Source organism: Streptomyces sp. ISL-87 (assembly GCF_018614095.1).
GTDB lineage: Bacteria > Actinomycetota > Actinomycetes > Streptomycetales > Streptomycetaceae > Streptomyces.
The window spans coordinates 20462-41099 of the sequence record NZ_JAGGOY010000117.1; the positions used below are offsets into that span (position 1 = coordinate 20462).

General features: G+C 70.0%; 18 protein-coding genes and 1 pseudogene. 8 read left to right on the forward strand and 11 right to left on the reverse strand.

Features of this window, described 5'->3' with window-relative positions; genetic code table 11:
• Positions 1-62 precede the first annotated feature (62 nt).
• Together J7I97_RS33590 and J7I97_RS33595 are read right to left on the reverse strand one after the other, a co-directional pair.
• Positions 63-1628, reverse strand: a complete 1566-nt coding sequence (locus J7I97_RS33590; protein WP_251059425.1) for a cation acetate symporter — start codon at positions 1626-1628, stop codon at positions 63-65.
• A 56-nt stretch (positions 1629-1684) separates the two neighbouring features.
• Positions 1685-2050: a DUF485 domain-containing protein gene (locus J7I97_RS33595; RefSeq protein WP_214942926.1), complete on the reverse strand. Its 366-nt coding sequence runs from the start codon at positions 2048-2050 to the stop codon at positions 1685-1687.
• A 264-nt stretch (positions 2051-2314) separates the two neighbouring features.
• On the opposite strand from J7I97_RS33595, the gene J7I97_RS33600 reads away from it, so the two are divergent.
• Complete coding sequence (locus J7I97_RS33600) at positions 2315-3859, forward strand: S8 family serine peptidase (protein ID WP_214942929.1); 1545 nt, start codon at positions 2315-2317, stop codon at positions 3857-3859.
• Positions 3860-4004: 145 nt separating this feature from the next.
• Here J7I97_RS33600 and J7I97_RS33605 read toward each other — a convergent pair whose 3' ends face one another.
• From J7I97_RS33605 to J7I97_RS33635, 7 genes are all read right to left on the reverse strand, one after another.
• Complete coding sequence (locus J7I97_RS33605) at positions 4005-5048, reverse strand: zinc-dependent alcohol dehydrogenase family protein (RefSeq protein WP_214942931.1); 1044 nt, start codon at positions 5046-5048, stop codon at positions 4005-4007.
• Between the two features lie 30 nt (positions 5049-5078).
• Positions 5079-5792 (reverse strand): lysoplasmalogenase, encoded by a 714-nt coding sequence (locus J7I97_RS33610; RefSeq protein ID WP_214942934.1) that lies wholly within the window; start codon positions 5790-5792, stop codon positions 5079-5081.
• Positions 5789-6670: a sterol desaturase family protein gene (locus J7I97_RS33615; RefSeq protein WP_214942937.1), complete on the reverse strand. Its 882-nt coding sequence runs from the start codon at positions 6668-6670 to the stop codon at positions 5789-5791. The genes J7I97_RS33610 and J7I97_RS33615 overlap by 4 nt, the downstream gene beginning before the upstream one ends.
• 153 nt (positions 6671-6823) lie before the next feature.
• Positions 6824-8044, reverse strand: coding sequence for an amidohydrolase family protein (locus J7I97_RS33620; RefSeq protein ID WP_214942940.1), 1221 nt, complete (start codon positions 8042-8044; stop codon positions 6824-6826).
• The gene (locus J7I97_RS33625; RefSeq protein ID WP_214942943.1) at positions 8041-9339 is read right to left on the reverse strand and encodes an amidohydrolase family protein; all 1299 of its coding nucleotides are present in this window, start codon (positions 9337-9339) and stop codon (positions 8041-8043) included. The genes J7I97_RS33620 and J7I97_RS33625 overlap by 4 nt, the downstream gene beginning before the upstream one ends.
• A gap of 10 nt (positions 9340-9349) precedes the next feature.
• Positions 9350-10234, reverse strand: coding sequence for an SDR family NAD(P)-dependent oxidoreductase (locus J7I97_RS33630; protein ID WP_214942945.1), 885 nt, complete (start codon positions 10232-10234; stop codon positions 9350-9352).
• A gap of 1 nt (position 10235) precedes the next feature.
• On the reverse strand, positions 10236-11033 hold the full coding sequence (locus J7I97_RS33635; RefSeq protein WP_214942948.1) for an acetoacetate decarboxylase family protein: 798 nt from the start codon (positions 11031-11033) through the stop codon (positions 10236-10238).
• Positions 11034-11158: 125 nt separating this feature from the next.
• Here J7I97_RS33635 and J7I97_RS33640 point away from each other — a divergent pair, with 125 nt between their 5' ends.
• From J7I97_RS33640 to J7I97_RS33665, 6 genes are all read left to right on the forward strand, one after another.
• On the forward strand, positions 11159-11782 hold the full coding sequence (locus tag J7I97_RS33640) for a TetR/AcrR family transcriptional regulator (protein WP_214942951.1): 624 nt from the start codon (positions 11159-11161) through the stop codon (positions 11780-11782).
• A 131-nt stretch (positions 11783-11913) separates the two neighbouring features.
• A complete protein-coding gene (locus J7I97_RS33645) occupies positions 11914-12891 on the forward strand; it encodes a DEDDh family exonuclease (RefSeq protein ID WP_214942955.1) in 978 nt (325 codons plus the stop codon).
• Between the two features lie 142 nt (positions 12892-13033).
• On the forward strand, positions 13034-14497 hold the full coding sequence (locus J7I97_RS33650) for a site-specific integrase (RefSeq protein ID WP_214942958.1): 1464 nt from the start codon (positions 13034-13036) through the stop codon (positions 14495-14497).
• A 59-nt stretch (positions 14498-14556) separates the two neighbouring features.
• Complete coding sequence (locus tag J7I97_RS33655) at positions 14557-16395, forward strand: hypothetical protein (RefSeq protein ID WP_214942961.1); 1839 nt, start codon at positions 14557-14559, stop codon at positions 16393-16395.
• A complete protein-coding gene (locus tag J7I97_RS39275) occupies positions 16392-18563 on the forward strand; it encodes a hypothetical protein (RefSeq protein WP_251059419.1) in 2172 nt (723 codons plus the stop codon). The genes J7I97_RS33655 and J7I97_RS39275 overlap by 4 nt, the downstream gene beginning before the upstream one ends.
• Positions 18560-18991, forward strand: coding sequence for a hypothetical protein (locus tag J7I97_RS33665; protein WP_214942964.1), 432 nt, complete (start codon positions 18560-18562; stop codon positions 18989-18991). Before J7I97_RS39275 ends, J7I97_RS33665 begins: the two co-directional genes overlap by 4 nt.
• Positions 18992-19203: 212 nt before the next feature.
• Here the strand turns inward: J7I97_RS33665 and J7I97_RS33670 are convergent, their stop codons facing one another.
• Positions 19204-20019, reverse strand: coding sequence for an ROK family protein (locus tag J7I97_RS33670; RefSeq protein ID WP_214942967.1), 816 nt, complete (start codon positions 20017-20019; stop codon positions 19204-19206).
• Between the two features lie 29 nt (positions 20020-20048).
• Positions 20049-20345, reverse strand: a pseudogene (locus J7I97_RS33675) (IS5/IS1182 family transposase); the annotation flags it as partial.
• Between J7I97_RS33675 and J7I97_RS33680 the strand changes: the two are divergent.
• Positions 20280-20630 carry a hypothetical protein gene (locus tag J7I97_RS33680; RefSeq protein ID WP_214942973.1) on the forward strand — a complete coding sequence of 117 codons (351 nt, stop codon included), beginning with the start codon at positions 20280-20282 and terminating at the stop codon, positions 20628-20630. The pseudogene J7I97_RS33675 and the gene J7I97_RS33680 overlap by 66 nt on opposite strands.
• Positions 20631-20638 lie beyond the last annotated feature (8 nt).

The following is a 20638-nucleotide window of genomic DNA, read 5'->3' on the forward strand; positions in this document are numbered from 1 at the left end:
GTCGTAGAGAAGTACGACGCGGCCACGCTGGGTGTTCGGAGGATGCCGGTCAGGCGCAGGTGTCAGTGGGCGCCGGTTCCGGTGAGCGAGCGGACTTCGAGCTCGGCGAACTTCTGCGGGTCGGCCTTCTCCTTGGACAGCAGGGTTCCCAGCCAGCCGAGGAGGAAGCCGAGCGGGATGGAGATGATGCCGGGGTTCTCCAGCGGGAACCAGTAGAAGTCGGCGTCCTTGAACATCGAGGTGGGCTTCCCGGACACGACCGGGGAGAACAGCACCAGGACCACCGAGGAGACCAGGCCGCCGTAGATGGACCACAGCGCGCCCTGGGTGGTGAAGCGCTTCCAGAAGAGGCTGTAGAGGATCGTCGGCAGGTTGGCGGAGGCGGCGACCGCGAAGGCGAGGGCGACCAGGCCGGCGACGTTGAGGTCGCGTGCGAGGGCGCCGAGGCCGATGGCGACGGCGCCGATGACCACGGTGGACCAGCGGGCGGCCCGGACCTCCTCCTTCTCCGTGGCGTTGCCCTTGCGGATCACGTTCACGTAGATGTCGTGCGCGAAGGACGAGGAGGAGGCGAGGGTGAGGCCCGCGACGACCGCGAGGATGGTCGCGAAGGCCACCGCGGAGATCACCGCGAGCAGCATCGCGCCGCCGGTGGAGCCGGCGCCGCCGCCGATCTCCTGGGCGAGCAGCGGGGCGGCGGTGTTGCCCGCCTTGTTGGAGGCGATGATGTCGGCCCGCTTCAGCAGGGCCGCGGCGCCGAAGCCGAGGGCGATCGTCATCAGGTAGAAGCCGCCGATGATGCCGATGGCCCAGTTCACGGACTTACGGGCGGCCTTCGCGGTGGGCACCGTGTAGAAGCGGATCAGGATGTGCGGCAGGCCGGCGGTGCCGAGGACCAGGGCGAGGCCGAGCGAGATGAAGTCCAGCTTCGTGGTCGCGTCCTTGCCGTACTTCATACCGGGCTCCAGGAACTTGGCGCCCTGGCCGCTGTTTTCGGCGGCCTTGCCCAGCAGGTCGGAGATGTTGAAGTTGAACTTCAGCAGCACCAGGAAGGTGATCAGCAGGGCGCCCGCGATGAGCAGGACGGCCTTGACCATCTGGACCCAGGTGGTGCCCTTCATACCGCCGATGGTCACGTAGACGATCATCAGTACGCCGACCAGCGCGACGATGGCCACCTTGCCGCCGTCACTGGTGATGCCCAGGAGCAGCGAGACGAGCACGCCGGCGCCGGCCATCTGGGCGAGCAGGTAGAAGATCGACACCACGATGGTGGAGGTGCCCGCCGCGGTCCGGACGGGGCGCTGGCGCATGCGGTACGCGAGCACGTCGCCCATGGTGTAGCGGCCGGAGTTGCGCAGCGGCTCGGCGACGAGCAGCAGGGCGACCAGCCAGGCCACGAGGAAGCCGATGGAGTAGAGGAAGCCGTCGTAGCCGAAGAGGGCGATGGCTCCGGCGATGCCGAGGAAGGACGCGGCGGACATGTAGTCGCCGGAGATGGCGAGGCCGTTCTGGAAGCCGGTGAACTGGCGGCCGCCCGCGTAGAAGTCGGCGGCGTCCTTGGTCTGGCGGCCGGCCCAGATCGTGATGATGAGGGTCGCCACGACGAAGAGGCCGAAGAGGGTCATGATCAGCGGCCGGTGCTCGGTGGCGCCGGCCGCGACGGTCAGGTGCAGCGGGCCGCTCACGCTCCGGCCTCCATCCGCTGCTTGATCGCCGTCGCCTTGGGGTCGAGCTCGGCGGCGGCGTGTCGCGAGTACAGCCAGGCGATCAGGAAGGTCGTCCCGAACTGGGCGAGGCCGAGGACGAGGGCGACGTTGATGTTGCCGAAGAGCTTGGTCCCCATGAAGCCGCCCGCGTAGTTGGACAGCAGGACGTAGAGCAGGTACCAGGCGATGAAGGCCACGGTGAGCGGAAAGGCGAAGGAGCGGTGGGAGCGGCGCAGTTCGGCGAACTCGTCACTCTGCTGGACGCGTCCGAACTCTTCGGCCGTCGGGCTCGCCGGTGGCGTTCCCGCGCTGCCGGGCGGCGCTGCTTCTTCGGTGGTCACGGGGGGCTCTCCTTGTGACGCGGGTGCGGTGGGGACGACGGACATAACAACCTCCGTGCGGGGGGATGGTGGTGCCGATCCCCCCTGTCAACGGCACGGCCGGCGTGTCGGGATGGTTCAACGCCCGACGTTTCTTTGGAAACTGATTCCTCGAACTGATGGCGCAAAGCCGAACGTCGGCACTAGGTTCACGTGTCATGAACCCGTCCGACGCGAAAAACGCGTCCGGGCGGCTTTTTTCACGACGGATGATGTGGAGAACCCATGGCTCATCTGGGATCCGGCCGCCGGCGCGCTCTCGCCGTACCGGTCGGCCTGGCGCTCACCGCCTCGCTCGCCTTCCTGCCCTCGGTCGCGGCCTCCGCCGCTCCGCTGGGCAACACGGCGGACGCGGCAGCCGCGGCGAAGCCCGACACGTCCGGCCCCAAGCTGTCGTACGTGGCGAACCTGAGCACGTACGCCACGGTCACGGCGGCGAAGAAGGCCATCGAGCGGGCCGGCGGAACGGTGGTGACGTCCTACGAGCAGATCGGGGTCGTCGTCGCCCACTCCCAGAACCCCGACTTCGCCAAGCAGCTGCGCGCCCAGCGCGGCCTGTTCGTGTCGGTCGGCGCCACCCGGACGGCCCCCCTGCAGTCGGTGCAGACCACCGAGGAGGGCAGCACGCAGCGGATGAGCGCGGCGGACGCCGCCAAGTCCGCGGCGACGGCGGACGCGGGACAGGAGCCGCTGGAGCCCAACCAGTGGGACCTGCGGGCGATCAAGGCCGACGAGGCGCACAAGATCAACGATGGCAGCCCGGACGTCACCGTGGGTGTCATCGACACGGGTGTTGACGACACCCACCCGGATCTCGCCCCGAACTTCTCCAAGGAGCAGTCGGCCAACTGTGTCGGCGGCGTCGCGGACACCACCGAGGGCGCGTGGCGCCCGTACGCCGACGGCAGCGACCACGGCACCCACGTGGCCGGCACCATCGCCGCGGCCCGCAACGGCATCGGCATCAGCGGTGTCGCGCCGGGCGCCAAGGTCGCCGCGATCAAGGTGAGCGAGCCCGGGACCAGCCTCTTCTACACCGAGGCGGTCGTCTGCGGCTTCATGTTCGCCGCCGAGAAGGGGATCGAGGTGACCAACAACAGCTACTACGTCGACCCCTGGTACTTCAACTGCAAGACGGACGACGACCAGAAGGCGCTGGTGGAGGCCCTCGGCCGGGCGAGCAAGTACGCCGAGCGCAAGGGCGTGCTCAACGTGGCGTCCGCCGGCAACGAGAACTGGGACCTGTCCTCGAACTCGATCGTCGACGACACGAGCCCGGACGACGCGACCCCGGTCCCGCGCACCATCGACCCGCACGTCTGCCTGGACCTGCCCACGCAGCTGCCGGGCGTGGTCTCGGTCTCCGCCACGGGTGACAAGGGCTTCAAGTCCTACTACTCCAGCTACGGCCTGGGCGTCGTCGACGTCGCCGCCCCCGGCGGCGACAAGTGGCAGGTCCCGGCCACCCCGGACGCCAACGGCCGCGTGCTGTCCACCCTGCCGGGCGGCGGCTACGGCTACAAGCAGGGCACCTCGATGGCCGGCCCGCACGTCGCCGGCGTCGCGGCCCTGCTCAAGAGCGCGCACCCGACGGCCACGCCGTCGCAGCTCCAGGCGATGCTGAAGGGCCAGGCCACGAAGACGGCCTGCCCGACGCAGGTCTACGACAGCACGGGCACGCTGATCGACGCCACCACCTGCGAGAGCAAGTGGGGCCAGACCGGCTACTACGGCTACGGCGTGGTGGACGCGCTGAAGGCCGTGAAGTAACGATCATTCACGCGTACGCGCGGAGGGGCCGGCCGGGGGATCATCCCCCGGCCGGCCCCTCCGGCCGTTCTGGCCGTTCTGGCTGTTCTGGCTGTTCTGGCTGTTCTCGTCGTGCTGGTCGTTCCGGTCGCCGTCGCGCGACCTGTCAGAGCTTGATGAGCACCTTGAGCGCGCTGCGGTCGTCCATCGCGCGGTAGCCGTCCGGGACCTCGCCCAGGGACACGGCCCGGTCGAACACCGGCGCCGGGTCGATCGCGCCGCTCAGCACGTCCTCCAGCAGCTCCGGGATGTACGCGCGCACGGGGGCCACGCCGCCCCGCAGGCTGATGTTGCGGTCGAACATGACGCCCAGGTCGAGGCCGGTGCCGCTGCCGTGCGGCACGCCGACGTAGCCGATGGCCCCGCCGTCGCGGGTGATGTTCACGGCGGTGCGCATGGACTGCTCGGTTCCGACCGCCTCGATGACGGCGTGGGCGCCCTGGCCGCCGGTGAGCTCGCGGACGGCGGCCTCGGCCGCCTCGCCGCGCTCGGCGACGACGTCGGTGGCCCCGAAGAGCTTGGCGATGTCCGTACGGACGGCGTGGCGGCCGAGTGCGATGATCCGCTCGGCGCCGAGGCGCTTGGCCGCGAGGACGCCGCACAGGCCCACCGCGCCGTCACCGACCACGGCGACCGTGGAGCCCTTGCGGACCCCGGCGCCCAGGGCCGCGTGGTGGCCGGTGCCCATCACGTCGGACAGCGCGAGCAGACCGGTCAGCAGGTGCTCGTCGGAAACGGCCTCGGCGGGCAGCTTCACCAGGGTGCCGTCGGCGTGCGGGACGCGGACGGCCTCGCCCTGGCCGCCGTCGTGCCCGACCGAGCCCCAGAAGCCGCCGTGCACGCAGGAGGTGTACAGGCCCTCGGAGCAGTAGTCGCAGGTGCCGTCGGACCACATGAAGGGGGCGACGACCAGGTCCCCGGCGCGCAGGCCGGACACCGCGGAGCCGGTCTCCTCGACGACGCCGAGGAACTCGTGGCCGATGCGCTGGCCGGGCTGGCGCGCGGCCTCGCCGCGGTAGGCCCACAGGTCGCTGCCGCAGATACAGGCACGCAGGACGCGGACGACGGCGTCCTCGGGGCGCTGGATCGCAGCGTCGGGCACCTCCTCCACGCGGATGTCGTGCGGGGCGTGGATGACGGTGGCGCGCATGGTGGTGCAGTCCTCCGGCTCGGGGATGGTTCAGTCTTGTATGACCGCCCCTACGGTACGCCTGCTTCCCCGGAGGGGTGCCAACGCGGCCAGGGCCCCGGTGGCCAGGAGGTACTGGGCGGCCAGATAGGTGGCCATGATCCAGAAATCCGGGCAGGGCAGCTGCGGCCAGTGGGCGACGCCGGTGGCGATGAGCGTGTCGGAGAGCAGGAACAGCGCCCCGCCGAGGCCGGCCCGCCACCCGAGGGCGCTGGAGCGGAAGGCCATGGCGGTGAGCAGCAGGCTGTAGCCGGCGACGGGGATGCGCAGGTCTGCCGGGAGGTCCCCCCAGAGGAGCGAGACGGTCCCGATGAGCGCGACGGCGTACGCGCCCCCGAGCAGCAGGCTGGTCCCGCGCCGGCCGAAGAGTACGAGGTAGCAGACGTGCCCGGCCGCGAAGGAGCCCATGCCCACGAGGAAGGCGGGATCGGCGTCGAAGAGCAGGGCCAGGTCGCCGCCCCAGCCGAACAGCAGGGCGGCGATCAGCAGGCGGGGAGCGCCGCGGGTGATCACGTACGCCACCAGCAGCGGCATCAGCAGCGGCTTGGCGAGGACGTGGCCGAGGTGCCAGCCGGCGAGCAGCGAGCCGAGGTCGACGGCGGTGGCCGCGGCGAAGGCGCCGAGCAGCACGCGGCTCGCGAGGCCGCCGCCGGAGGGCGCGGTGCGGGCCGCCGAGGACGGCGTACGGGGCTCGGTGGCGCTCACGCGGCGTGTTCCGCGGCGGCGGCGGGCTGAGCCGCCTGGGCCGGGGCCGGGGCGGGCTGCCAGCCGGGGCCGCCGAAGACGCGTCCGGCGCGCTCGCGCCAGCTCGTGGCGGCCCGTACGTCGCGGGCGATGGCGGCGTACTCGTGGGTGGCGACGCGCAGCGGGTTGTAGGTGTTGATGTTCTTGGTCAGGCCGAAGACGGGCTTGTCGGTCTCCCCCACCCAGGACCCGAACATCCGGTCCCAGATGATCAGGATCCCGGCGAAGTTGCGGTCCAGGTAGCCGCCTTGGGAGGCGTGGTGCACGCGGTGGTGGGAGGGGGTGTTGAAGACGTACTCGACGGGCCGCGGCAGCTTGCCGATCCGCTCGGTGTGGATCCAGAACTGGTAGACGAGGTTGACCGAGTAGCAGAAGGCGACGGCGGCGGGGTGCACGCCGAGGGCGATCATCGGCAGGTAGAACGGCCAGGAGGTGGCGCTGGTCCACGGCTGGCGCAGGGCGGTGGTGAGGTTGAACTTGCGGCTGCTGTGGTGCACCACGTGGCAGGCCCAGAGGATCCGTATGACGTGGTGTCCACGGTGCTGCCAGTAGTAGAGGAAGTCCTGCGCGAGCAGCATGAGCAGGAGGGTCCACCACAGGACGGGCACGCGCAGCGGGGTGAGCTCGTAGACGGCGGTGTAGATCGCGACGACCGGGATCTTCCAGAGCAGGTCGAAGACGAGGCTGCCGAGTCCCATGCCGACGCTGGTGACGGCGTCCTTGGTCTCGTACCCGGCGGCGTCCTCGTCGGGATGGATCCGGTAGCTCACCAGCTCCACGACGGTGAGCAGTACGAAGGCGGGTATGGACCACAGCACGACATCGGGCAGGTTCGGCATGCCCGCACCATAGAGGCGGTTTCCGGGGTGCCGCTAGGGGTTGTTACCGATCGGTACCCATCAGGGTTACCGGCGGTTCGCCGAAGCCCGGCGCAGCGGCCCCGGGGCGGCCCGCGCAACGCGCGGTACGCGGCCCGCTCCGGTGGGCCCGTGTCACCAGACGCGGACCGAGCCGCCGGGGGCGAAGGCCGGGCTGGTGGCCTCCGGCGGGATCCGTGTCAGGGGCTCGGCGATCTCCGAGACCAGGGGGCCGTGCTTGGCGGCAACCGCGTCCAGGAGGGCGAGGTCGAAGCCGTACACGCGGGCCGCGTTGCCGCCGGCCATGGCCGCGACCTCCTCGCGCGGGAGGCCCGCGTAGGCGATGCGGAGGCCTTCGCGGGAGAAGGGGGTCGTGCCCTCGTCGTGGGGGTAGTCGCTGCCCCACATGATCTTGTCGAGGCCGATGCGCTCCCGCAGCGGGACCTCGTGGGGGCGCATGAAGCTCGCGCCCACGAAGCAGTTGTCCCGCCAGACCTCGCTCGGGCCCTTGCCCATGGACTCCGCCAGGCCCGCCCCGAATTTGGCCTCGGCGGTCGCCGAGGCCGCGACCAGGCGGCCGTGGTAGTAGTCCAGCATCTCCACGACCCCCGGGATCCAGCCGGAGCCCTGTTCGGTCAGGACCAGCTTGAGGCCGGGGTGCCGGCGGAAGGCCCCGCCGAAGATGAGGTGCCACAGGGCGCGGTGCGAGAACCAGGTCGTCTCCACCATGAAGACCGCCCGGGCGGCCGGTTCGTCGCCGAGGGGCGGGGACGCCGAGCCGCCGTGGTGGTTGACCGTCACCTCCAGCTCGTCGCACACCGCCCAGATCGGGTCGTACGCGGCCGAGTAGAGCTCCGGGACCGTGGAGCCGGGCGGGACGCCGGGCAGCAGGATGCCGCCCGTGAGGCCCGCCTCCTTCGTGCGGCGGATCTCCTTCACCGCCGCGTCCACGTCGTTCAGCAGGATCTGGACCACGCCCGCCCGGCGGCCCGGCGCGTCCGCGCAGAAGTCCGCCAGCCAGCGGTTGTGGGCCTGGAGCCCGGCCCAGCGCATCGCGTATTCCGCGGCCGTCGGGGGCTGGGCCATCAGGGAGGCCTTGGGGAAGAACGGCGGGATGGTGTTGGGGAAGACGACTTCGGCGACGATGCCGTCCGCTTCCAGTTCCGCCAGCCGGCGCGCCGAATTCCAGTTGCGGTCCGCCGTGTCCGCGAGCAGGTCCTCGTACGGGTTCACGTAGGTTGCGGCCCAGGCGTCGAAGTCGTCGTGGTACCGCTTCTCCAGGTACGGCTTGTAGTCCAGCAGGTCGGCGCCCGCGTGGCAGTCCGCCGAGATGACCGTGTAGCGCTCCTCCGTCATGACGAGACCCCCAGGACCGGGAAGTCATTGTCCGTCAGCCAGTGGCGGCCCACCTCACGGGAGCGGGCCCAGGAGGCCTCCACCGCCGCCTGGTCGGGGCTCTGGCCCAGCTCCGCCGGGGTGGGGCCGATCCGGGCGGCGACCGGCGCCAGCTTCGCGGTGTCGAAGCCGAAGACCTCCGCCGCGGCCAGGCCCAGCATCCGGCGGGTCTCCCCCACCGGGATGTCGTGGAAGGTGTTCTTCAGCCAGTTCCGGGTGTGGGGCCAGGTCCCCTCGGGATGCGGGAAGTCCGAGCCCCACAGGATGTTGTCCACGCCGATCTCGTAGCGCTGGGCCAGTTCGCGCCGCTTGGTGTTGGTCGCGCAGATGAACACCTGGCGGTCCAGGTACTCGCTCGGCGGGCGCTTCAGCTCCGCGAACGGCGAGAGCTTCTTGCCGCCGTGCGCGCCGAGGTAGAGCCGGTCCATGAACCACAGCTGGTTCGGCAGCCACCAGCATCCCGACTCGGCGACGCCGAACTTCAGGCCCGGGTGCCGCTCGAACACCCCGGACCAGAGCAGGAACCACAGCGGGCGCGACGGCCACCAGGTGACCTCGGAGACGTAGATGCCGAGGTGGTCGCCGTACTCGTGGCGCGGGGCCGCACCCGAGTGGGTGACGATCGGCATGGCCGTCTCGGCCGCCGCCGCCCAGACCGGGTCGTAGCGGCGGTCGTGGTAGGGCGCCTTGTCCACCCACATCGAGGGGATCATCAGGGCGCCCAGCCCGGACTCCTTGGCCCGGTGGATCTCCGCGACGACCTCTCTCGGCTCGCCCGTGATGGGCAGCAGCGCGACCCCGCAGTGGCGTTCCGGATTCTGCGACACGAACTCCGCGAGCCAGCGGTTGTGCGCCTGCGCGCCCGCCATGCCGAGCTCGGGGTCCTGGTCGCCGGAGAGCCCGAGGCCCACCCCGAAGGGGGCCGCGGTCTGGCTGTCGACGGCGTCCGCGTCCGGGAAGACGACTTCGGCGGCCACACCGTCGCCGTCGAGTTCCTTCAGGCGCTGGGTGGTGTCCCAGCCGCCCTTGAGGCCTTCCTCGTGGTCGTGGAACCACTTCTCGGCGAAGGCCTCGTTGCGGACGCCGAGCCGGGTCGCCTCCTCGCGGCGGGCGTCGCGCTGGCCCAGGAACTCGTCGAACTGGGGGTGGAACCGGGAATCCAGGTACGGGCGGTACCGCTCGGTCGGCAGGCCCGCGTGGCAGTCGGAGGAGATGATCAGGTACGGGTCTTCGTACGCACTCTCAGCACTACTCATGCCGGTCCCCTCAGTCGAGGATGAAGCTTTCCAGGTAGGCGGGGTTGGCGCGGTCGAGCATCGACTGCGACCGGGCGCGGATCTGCCGGTCGCTGTGCTCGCTGGCCGGGAGCATCCAGAAGCGGTCGGCGCGGATGCCGTCGACGACGTGCCCGGCGACTTCCTCGACCGGGGTGAACTCCACCTCGTGGCCGGCCTTGCGCATGGCTGCCTCGTACTGGTCGAGGCTGCGGTAGGGGGTCTTGCGCGGCCGTTCCTTCGCGTAGCGCTCGGGCCGGTTGCGGTGCGACTCCCACAGCCCGGTGCGCAGCATGTGCGGTCCGGGGAAGAGGACGGAGGCGCCGACGGCCGCGCCCTCCGCTTTGAGGTGGGCGTACAGCGACTCCGTCATGGTGACCACGGCCGCCTTGGTGACGGCGTATACGGAGGCGGTGGGCAGTGGGGCGATGCCGCCGTCACCGGAGGAGGTGTTGACGACGTGGCCGGGGCCGCCGCCCTCGATCATGCGGGGGACGAAGGCCTGGATGCCGTGGAAGACGCCCCAGACGTTGACGGAGAAGGCCCATTTCCAGTCGTTGGGCTCGTGCTCCCACATCCGGCCCTCGGCGCCGGAGCCGACGCCCGCGTTGTTGCAGAGCACGTGCACGGCGCCGAAGGTCTCGTACGCGGCGTCCGCGAGGGAGATCACGGAGTCGCGGTCGCTGACGTCCACGGTCCTCGCGAGCACCCGCGCGCCGTCCGCGGCGAGTTCGTCGGCGGCCTTGCGCAGGGCGCCCTCCTCCACGTCGGCGAGGACGACCTTCAGTCCCTCGGCGGCGAAGCGGCGGGCCATCGCGAGGCCGATGCCACTGGCGGCGCCGGTGACGACGGCCACCTGTCCCGGTTCGAGCCGCATGTCACACGCTCCCTTCCGGCGGGCCGTCCAGGATCTGCATCGGGTCGTCGTAGCGCTGGTGGATGTACGGGAGCAGGGCCTGGGCGCTGACCCGCTCGACGACCTTGCCCCTCTGGTCGGTGGTCTTCTCGCCGATGGTGATCTCCACGATCCGGCGTACGGGCAGGTCGGCGACCGGATCGAACATCGACTCGCGGAGCACCACGTCGCCCGTGATGTGCTCCAGCTTGCGGACCTTCTCGTTGCGCGTGCAGTGCACGAGCACCGGGTCGGCGTCGAAGCCCGAACCGTCCACCGCGGGAAGGAACTTGAAGTAGAAATCGGTCTTCTGGGTGGGCTCGGGCAGCTGCAGCGCGCGGTCCACCGCCCCGCGCACCTCCACGAAGGCGATCCCGTGCCGGGCGAGGGCGGCCCGTACGACGAGCCCGTCGCGCTCCACGGTGACCTCGCCCAGTTTCTTCGGTTCGCCGAAGACCTCGCGGCCGCCGACCAGGGCGCGCTCGTGGGTCATCGGCATGACGAGCGGGTACCAGCCCTCGACCCCGCCGTGCTGGGCGGCGACGGCCACCGAGCCGGCGCCGAGCGGGTACCCGGGCAGGTCGACCTTGCTGATGTTGGCCCTCACCAGGGGCCGCTCGGCCGGCTTGAGCGGTGGCGGCAGGACCGCCGCGACCACGTCCGGGTCGCTCTCCCAGACCGCGACCACACCGGTGGACCAGATGTCGGGGAGTTTGGAACTCTTCTCGCGCGACGCCGCGATCTCCGCCTCGGTGCGCGCTCCGTACCGTACGCGTGCCATGGGTGTACCACCCTTCGTTGGGGTCGTCCCGGGGGCTCTGTAACACAGTTACACCGCCACCGATGAAGGGTAAAGACCCCTGCACGCACGAGAACTGACGAACCGACAGATGATGGGTGGACGGGATGACCAGAAGTGCGCTGACCCGCGAGGAGGTGCTGGGGGCGGCCGCTTCCCTGGTCAAGCAGCACGGTCCGGCGGCTCTCACCATGCGCAAGCTCGCCGCCGAGCTGGGCACGGCCGTCACCTCCATCTACTGGCACGTCGGCAACCGGGAATCGCTGCTCGACGCGCTCGTGGAGCAAACCGTGCAGGACATGGGCGCGATCCGGCCGGCCGGCCGGACCCCGGCCGAGCGGATCCTCTCCGTGGCCCGGATCCTGCGCCGCGAACTGCGCGAGCGCCCGCACCTGATCGCGATGGTCCACGAGCGCGGGCTCACCGAGCGGATGTTCCTGCCCGCCCAGCAGGCCCTGGTCCACGAGGTGCACGCGGCCGGGCTGCGCGGGGCGCGGGCCGCCGACGCGGTGCGGGCGATCCAGTTCCAGATCGTCGGCTTCCTGCTCGTCGAGCGCAATCGCGAGCGCTCCCCCGCCCAGTCCCCCGCCGAGGGCGAACTCTGGGACCCGGCCGCCGCCCCCGACGATCCGGCGCTCTCCCGCGCCCTGGCCCGGCCGGCCGATCCGGAACGGCTGTTCCTGCTGTCCGTACGGGCCCTGGTGCGGGCGCTGTTGGCGGCGGACGGATGAGTGCCTTGCCGGGGAGCTGGTGGCGGAGCCGGACCGGGGAGGCGTCCGGTACAAGGAGGCGCCGGTACGAGAAGGCGTCCGGGCCGAGGAGGCGTCCGGGCGACGGCTGTCAGTCAGGGCCGATATCCTCTGTGACCATGCTCGACGACCGTACGACCGCAGAGACGATCTGGCCGACCGCGTACCCACAGGGGTACGCGGTCGTCGACGTGGAGACCACCGGGCTCGCTCGCGACGACCGGATAATCTCCGCGGCCGTCTACCGGCTCGACGCGCGGGGCAATGTGGAGGACCACTGGTACAGCCTGGTCAACCCGCAGCGGGACCCGGGCCCGGTGTGGATCCACGGGCTGACCAGCGACATGCTCCAGGACGCGCCGCTCTTCGCGGACATCGCCGAGGAGTTCGCCGGACGGCTCGCGGACCGGGTGCTGGTCGCGCACAACGCCATCTTCGACTGGCAGATGATCGCCCGGGAGTACGCGCGGGCCGCTGTGACCGCGCCGGTCCGTCAGCGGCTGTGCACCATCGCCCTGTCGAAGGAACTGAACCTCCCGCTGCCCAACCACAAGCTGGAGTCGCTCGCCGCGCACTTCGGGGTGGTCCAGCAGCGCGCCCACCACGCGCTCGACGACGCCCGGGTGCTGGCGGAGGCCTTCCGTCCGTCGCTGCACGCGGCCGCGCGGGACGGCGTACGGCTGCCCCTGCTGGAGTGCCGCCCGCTGACGGAGTGGTCGGACTCCCCCGTCACCCCGCGCGTCGGGTACCAGGCCTCGTACCAAGGCGGCAGCTGGCGGCCCTCGCGCAAGCGGCCACCGTGCCCGCACCCGAATCCGGGGCGGTTCGAGGACGGCAAGCCGCTGAAGCAGGGCATGCGGATCGCCTTCTCCGGCGACACCTCCGTGGACCGGGAGCTGCTGGAGGACCGCGCGGTCGAGGCGGGCCTGCACATCGCGACGAGTGTGTCGCGGCTCACCAGCCTGCTGGTGACGAACGACCCCGACTCGGCGACCTCCAAGACGGTGAAGGCGAAGTCGTTCGGGACGCCGGTCGTCGACGAGGCGGCCTTCACCCACCTGTTGCGGGACGTGGCTGCGGCAGACGGGTGAGCGTCGGGCGACTCGCCCGGCGCCCGCTTTCCCGGCCCGCCGTCCGGTCCCACCCTGTGGCGCATGGCACGTTGTGAGGTCTGCGGAAACGATTACGTTCTTTAACCAGTGACTGTTGTTGCTCGGGGTCGTTGAACCTGATGTGACAAACGCCACGAGTGACGCCCTGCGGTGGCAGGTGCACCGGTACGACCTGGCCAGGTCCGTCGGCGAGCTCGCCGAGTTCGTTTCCGGCTTCGCCCCGGATCTGGCCGCGTGGACAAAGGCCCGGGGCGGCAGGGAAGGCCAACGCTTCCTTCTGGGGCCAGACGGCCGACCGGACCTCCGCATCAACGTGTGTCTCGGCTCGGCGAAGTGGCGCAACCTCGCGGAGCGGTCGAGCCGGGACTACACGTACTCACTCACGGTCTGGCTGAACTTCCTGCTCACCCGCGATGTCGACTGGTGGGAGGCCGGCGAGGACGACGCGGAGGAGTTCCTGTTCTGGCGCGTCACCGATCCTGAGAACGCGGGCCGGGTGCAGACGAACTCGTTCTCCCGCGACCTGGCCGCCCTGAAGAAGTTCTACCGGTGGATGCGCACCCGCTACGGCGTTGCGAACCCCTTCGACGGCTTCGACGCTCCCCGGGCTGCCCGCCGCCAGGACGTCAAGTGGCTCGACCCCGGCGGCTACGCACGCTGGCGTGACCTGGGTATCCGCGGGATGGGCCTGTCCGGCAGGCCTGACCAGTGGTGGCGTGGGCGCAATGATCAGCGGGATGTGGCGTTCTGCGATGGCCTCTACGGCACCGGTCTGCGCGTCTCGGAGTGGGCGAGCGTGGTGCTTCCCGAGCTGCCACCGTACGCGCATCGCCGCGGCTACTACACGTGTGAGCTCGCGGACGCCTGCGCCAAGGGCGGGTACGGACATCCGTACTGGGCACCACGCTCGGCGATGAAGAGCGTGCTGTCGTACGTCGAGGGCGGCCGGGCGGCGGCGGTGCGGCGGGCCCAGGCCACCGGCCGGTATGAGCGGATAGCCGGGCTACGGGTGTTGCTGGCCACGCAAGGCACGGGGTCGGTGACGCTGGAGGGTCCCCACGGCGGCACCGAGAAGAGATCTTGGAACGGCATCGGTCCGCGCACCCGGCTACGGCTGTTCCGTCGCACCGAACTGGGGCTGGAGCCGCTGGCGCTCTGGCTGAACGAGGACGGTCTGCCGCGTGACGGGCGGGGCTGGGAGCACACCTTCGAGACCGCGAACGAGCGGATCTCGGCGCTCGGCCTGGAGAACTTCACCTGCACCGCGCACATGCTCCGTCATTCGCATGCTTTGAGGTGGTACGCGATCGGCAAGCTGGTGTATGCCACGCGGCTCGGACACCTCGCGGAGGACGAGCGGCGGGACTTCCGCGAGCAGTTCGGTGACACCTGGCACCTGGTGCAGACGATGCTCGGACATCGGAGCGTGGAGACGACGAAGAACGTCTATCTGGAGCCCTTCCGGGCTCTGGATGTCGAGATGCTGCTGGCGCACGCGGACGGGTTCCCTGTCGAGGCGTTCATGGCGGAGGTCTTCACCGGGCACCCCCGGGTCCGTACCGATCCGCTCGCGGCCGGCCGGTGAGCGGGCGAGGCCGGCGGGCAGCAATGCCTCAAGGCGGGCCGAAGACGAAGCGCGGGCTGTTGGACAGCGACGACGGCCGTCTGCTCGTGCGGTGCTACAGCCAGGACGGCGAGGAACACCGGGATTTCCATTTCTCGCCGCTGTCCATGGCGCCGGGTCTGAAGGACGCCTTGCTCGCCGCGTTCGTGAAGCGGACCGCGCCGGGGGCGGGGCTGACCTCGCTGGGGTCGATGGAGAAGTCGCACCGGGCCCTGGTCCTGTTCGACCGCTACCTGGCCTCGCTGAGCTGGCCGCCCCGGGAGGCATCACACCTGACACCCGAGCACTTCGAAGGGTTCTACGACAGCCGCAGCCACATCGGCTCCGCGTCCACCGAGCTGTCGGAGCTCAAATGCACGCTGGTGCGAGTCGAGGGCATCAGCGACGCTTTGGCCGGACGACTGGCCGGGCCACTGCCCAGGCGCCCCCAGGGCGAGGCGAAGCAGAGCTACAGCCGGTCGGAACTGAAGCGCATCGCGGATGCCGCGCGTACCGACCTTCGAGCTGCGGCCCGGCGGATCCGCGACAACCGCGAGCTACTTCGCCGGTCCCGGGAGGGCGAGCTCGACCCGGGCGACGACCGCCTGCTCGCAGAGCGGCTGGAGCTGCTGGACTGGGTGGATCGGTTCGCTGACGTACCCCGCATGACCAGGACGGGTGGCAAGACCGCGGGAATGGTCGAGACCCCGCGCTGGGTGAAGAAGTTCGGCACCGCCCAGAAGATCGTTTCCTGGCTTCACCTGACCACCGCCGAGGTGGCGGCCGGCGCGGTGCTGCTCGCTGTCATGACCGGGGAGAACCCGGACGTGATCTACAAGGTGCCTGCCGCCCACCACCGTGCGGACGGCTACACCGGAGCAGCCGGTACAGCGATCGTCGCCTTGCAGAAGCCACGTCGAGGCCGACGTGCCCATATGGACCTCGCGCTGTCCGAGGTCCCGGATTGGATCAGCGTCCCAGAGACGCCGGACGAGGTCGCAGCCCGGGACGAGCTGCACACGCCCTTCGGCCTCTACGTCTTGCTGCATGACCTGACCGCACGGTCCCGGGCCATGATCGGTGGCAACCGGCTCCTGATCGGCTACTCCGCAACTGGCGGCGGCAGCATCGGCCGGGGGCTGCGGCCGTTGTCGGACAACGGCCTGCCTGTCTCCCGGCTCGGTCAGTCGTGGGGCCTGACGGCGGACACAACAGACCAGCGCGGCGAGCTCGCGCCGCTCCATGTGCGGCTCGACCTGCTGCGACTGACGTACATCGAGCTGCACCAGAAGCCGGTCGCGCACACGGAGAAGACCGCAGCGACGACCTACCTGGCCCGCAACCGGGGCAACGTCGCCGAATATCAGAAGGTCGTGGCGTCCACGCTGACCTCGGAGGTCAACAAGGCCCGCGCCCGTGGGGCAATGGCCACGATGTCCGCCCAGGACGTGGAGCGGGCCCGCACCGAGCCTGTCGTGGTCGCAGCGGAACAAGGCGTGGAGCCGGCGACCCTGCAACGGATGATCGCCGGGGAGCTGGACACCGTACTCGCGGCCTGCAGTGACCATACGGGCGGCCCACATGCACCGCCCGGCGAACCGTGCCGGGCCTCGTTCATGCAATGCCTCGACTGTGAGTGCGCCAGGGCGCTGCCCCGGCACCTGCCTCTTCAGGTCCTGGTCCATGACCGGCTGGCTGAGCGGCGCGACCAGATGGACGCCTTGCCATGGGCTCAGCGGTTCGCGGGCCCACACGCCCAGCTCGCCGATCTGCTCGACCAGCACGATGAGGCAGCCGTACACGATGCCCGCCGTGCTGCCACCGCCGCCGACCACACCCTGATAGAGCGATTCTTGCGACGGGAGCTTGATCTCCGATGACCGTTCCCGCCCCACGGCCTGACTGGGGAGAGATCCCAGCCGGCACCCAGTGGCCCGATCCGGACACACTGGTGCTGCTCAACCGAGATCTGCGCCCTGGCACCGACACGTCTCGGCTCTCCCGGTTCCGCGAGGATCAGTGGGACCTCTCCCCGGCGGTCTTCGAGGACCATGCCAGGGCCGTGACCTTGAACTTCGTCCAGATCCCTGCCGGGCTGCGAACAACGGCGAAGTACTACGTATGGCAGCTGCTGAACCATACTGAGCCCCGGACCGTACGAAGCGCGGGCGGCGCACGGATCGCTGTGCTCACCGTCTCGCACCTCTTCGTCAACTACCTGCGCTTCGTGCTCCAGTGGTTCGCCGAGCAGGGAGTCACAGCTCTCAGCCAAGTCACGCAGGAGCTGTTGGATAACTATCTCGACGCGCTCATCGACGACGCGGTCCCCCTCGACCGCTGCTACCGGCGCCTCACTGAGGTGCGGAGGCTATGGGCGTACCGGAACACCCTGCCCGCCGGCATGAGACTCCCAGGCGCCCCACCCTGGGCGGGCGAGGACACCCACGACCTGCTCGGCCGTACACGCGGTGATCGCGAGAACCGCACCCGGCGCATCGGCGAGGCCACCATGCAGATGCTGCTGCGCTGGGCCATCCGGTTCGTTGAGGACTTCGCCGATGACATCCTGACCGCCCACGATGAGCAGCTTGAGCTGCACGCGAGGATGCCCGAGCAGCGCCGGGCAACAGGCACCCAGGCAGTGCCCGATGACCCCCGGCACCGACCAGGGGAACTCAAGCAGAGGATCGCCGCCTACCTTGACGATCTGCGAGAACACGGTGAGGCCCTCCCCGGTGCACGTGACGAGAACGGCGAGCTGAAGATCAGATGGCGGCATCTGGCCGCCATCCTGGACTGTTCCGGAGCCCTCAGGACATCGCCGACCGGACGCATGGTGATCGAGTCCGGGCTGCCGATCGGTGAACACACGTACCTCCGCTCCCCGATCACGGGCGGCCTGGACGCCCAGCCCTGGCGCCACGACCGCATCCGATACGAGGAGGCTCCGAGGCTCGCCCGCCTCCTCAGCACCGCCTGCTTCGTCATCGTCTCCTACCTCTCCGGCGCGAGGGTCGGCGAAGTGCTCAACCTGCGGCGCGGTTGCATCACGCACGACGAAGCCTCCGGCCTGTGGCTGATGTCCGGCCTCTACTTCAAGGGCGCCGAGGACGACAAAGGCAACAAGATCCCCGAAGGCCGTCCACGACCTGACCCCTGGGTCGTCATCGAGGTCGTCGCCCACGCGGTTGACATGCTGGAGCGGCTCCACCCGCATCCGCTGCTGTTCCCCCGTTCGATCGAGCCGCACTACCGGCAGCGCTGGGAGAACCAGAAGCGCCAGGGAGCGGCCCGCAGCCATCACACGATCTCCAACGACCTGGCAGCGTTCGTCGATTGGGTCAACGCCCACTGCGCTCACGTCGGTCGCACCGACTCCATCCCCGACGACGGCCGCGGAAAGCTGGCCCCCAGCCGCTTCCGCCGTACCCTCGCCTGGTTCATCCGCCGCAGACCGCGAGGACTCATCGCCGCCTCGATCCAGTACGGGCACGCGCATACACGCATGCTTCAGGGCTACGCCGGGGCCTACGAATCCGGCTTCCCAGACGAGTACGCCTTCGAGGACTGGCTCTTCCGCCTGGAGGGGTTGGCCGAGGACGAGGAGGCTCTGAACGCCGGCGAGAACGTCAGCGGTCCCGCTGCCGAGGCCTACCGCTACCGAGTGGCCGCCGCGAACCGGGAGTTCGCCGGACGGGTGCTCACCAGCGACCGCCAGGCCCGCGACCTCGCCGGTAACCCACTCCTACAGATCCACCACGGCGAAGGCATGACGTGTGTTTTCAACCCCGCCACCGCCGCATGCCAGGTCCGCGGGTCCGCAGACGACCCGATGGTCACGCCGGACCTGGACGACTGCCGCCCCAAGTGCCCCAACCTCGCCCGTACCGACCGCGACATCGAGCACGTCAGCCAACGGGCCGAGGAACTGGCAGAGATCGTCGCCGACCCCCTCGCCCCTCCCCTTCGCCACGCCCGCGAGCGCCACGAACTCGCCCGGCTGGAGCGGATCATCGACACCCACCGGCAAGGACCCACCGCCCCATGACGCGCTTCCCGATCGACAACGAGACCGACCCGGTCCGGCGAGCGATCATCGCCGCGATGAACCGCCTCTTCACCGGCACCCCGCAGCGCTCCAACGGCCGGCTCAACGTCTCCCAACTCGCCGTCGAAGCCAACGTTAAGCGCTGGCACCTGACCCACCAGCACGCCGACCTCAAGGATCTCTTCCAGAACCACGTGGCGAAGGACGAGGCCAAGCGGGCTACACACACCCGCGCCGCCGATGCCGTCGAGGAACTCCGGAGGAAACACGCCGACCTGCAGGCCCATTGCCGGTCCCTGGAGGAGCGCCTCCAGATCTACGCGACCGCGCTCAACCTGCTGTCGTTGGAGAACGCCGTCCTGTCCGGCCGGGACGCGGAAGCGGCAAAGGTACGCGTCATGCCCCGGAGGCGCCCTCATACGCCTTGACCAGGCCGAGGGCGATTCCTCGGGGGCCGACGGCGATCACGGCGCGCGGTAGCCTTAGAGCGACCGGCATTTGACGGAGCCGTGTTCCCAAGAGGCGGCCTGGTCGTAGGACAGGCATGGACCTGCGTGATCGTGGATTCTGTACGTTCTGTGATCACTCGGGCCCCGCGCCTGCTGTTCCATCGTTGCTCGATCGCCTTCGCACGGTGCTGTCAGACGTACTGTCTGACCCATGTCGCGCCGTCTGCCGCCGCGGCGGCTAGCCGGAGGGCACCGCGGGCGACGACCAGTTCCGGGTCCTTGATGCGGTCGACGGCGCAGGAGTCCCATACTTCGGGGAGCGAGTGAGTACGGGCGGTGGCCAGAGCGGCGTCCCAATAGCCTGCGTAGCCGAGGGTGCCGCCTGCGGCCCGGAGGGTGTCCGGGTTGAGGATGTTCACCAGCGTGGCGATTGCCAGCCCGAGCGCCTCACCGGCCGCGTCCACGATCTCGCGGACGGTGGTGTCGCCGGCGGCGAGCGCGGCATGGACCTGGGCGGGGCTAAGGCCCGTAGCGCGAACGATGGCCGCGCCACCGGCTAGTTCGTCGAGCCGGAGGACACCCTGAGGTGTCGGCACAGGCATGTAGCCGATTTCGCCGGCCCATCCGCGGCAACCGCGCACCACTCGTCCCTGGTGCAGGTAAGCCGACCCCACGGCGGTTCCGCAGAGCAGAACGGCGACGGTCGGAGACTCCGCGAGCCCTGCCGCCTCCTCCGCCAGGGCACTGCGGATGTCGTTGACCAAGATGTAGGGGAGGCCGTTGGCGGCGGGGCCCTGCCATCCATTCAGCTTGGGCAGGACATCGCAGACGGTTACGCGTCCGTCCTCCACGAGCCCGGGGACCGCGACGCCCATGTAGGAAGGAGTCAACTGGTGGTCGGCGATGAAGCCCTGGATGGCAGCCTCGATCTCGTCGGGGGTTGTGGCGCCCCCAGTGGCAAGGCGGCGGGTTAAAGGTCCGTCATCGCCAGTGCTTTGAGCGACCATGAGCAGCTTGGTTCCGCCGATGTCGATTCCGAGATCTCCCCGAGGTCGAGGCCGATCATGCGGTCGTACGCCTCCAAAGCGATCCGGTGCAACTCTTGCGCGACACCCATTCCCGCCCAGAATCTGACACGACGTCGGATCGTGGGGTCCGAGCAGTTCGGCGAGGAGACCCGCTCGTATCCCGAACCGTGCACCAGTGCCTGGATGACGTGCTCGAACACGACGCGATCCGGTATCCGTCTCCGGTGACAGCCCAACGGATGACCAGGGTCGGACTCGGCCAGGACGGGCAGCAGGGCGCTGAACTGGACCTCGACGCCCTCCACGGCGCCGGATACACGCCGAACGAACGATGGGATGAGGCGCGCGGGACCGCCCTCTACTGGACAGTGGGCGCGCCCGGCCTGGACGAAGGTCCGTGGACGCACGGGCTGGTGGTGTTCTGGCGGATGGCAGACGGCTGGCACTGCGCCCCCTTTAACCCGAACGGGGATCCGGACCGGAATGCCGCCCGGCCCCTGTCCCTCGACCCGGTGGCCTCGCCCGCCGCCCTCGCCGATCTGCTGCCCCGGCTCCTGCGCGGCCCCATCCACAGTCTGCGTCAAACTTGACCCGGCCC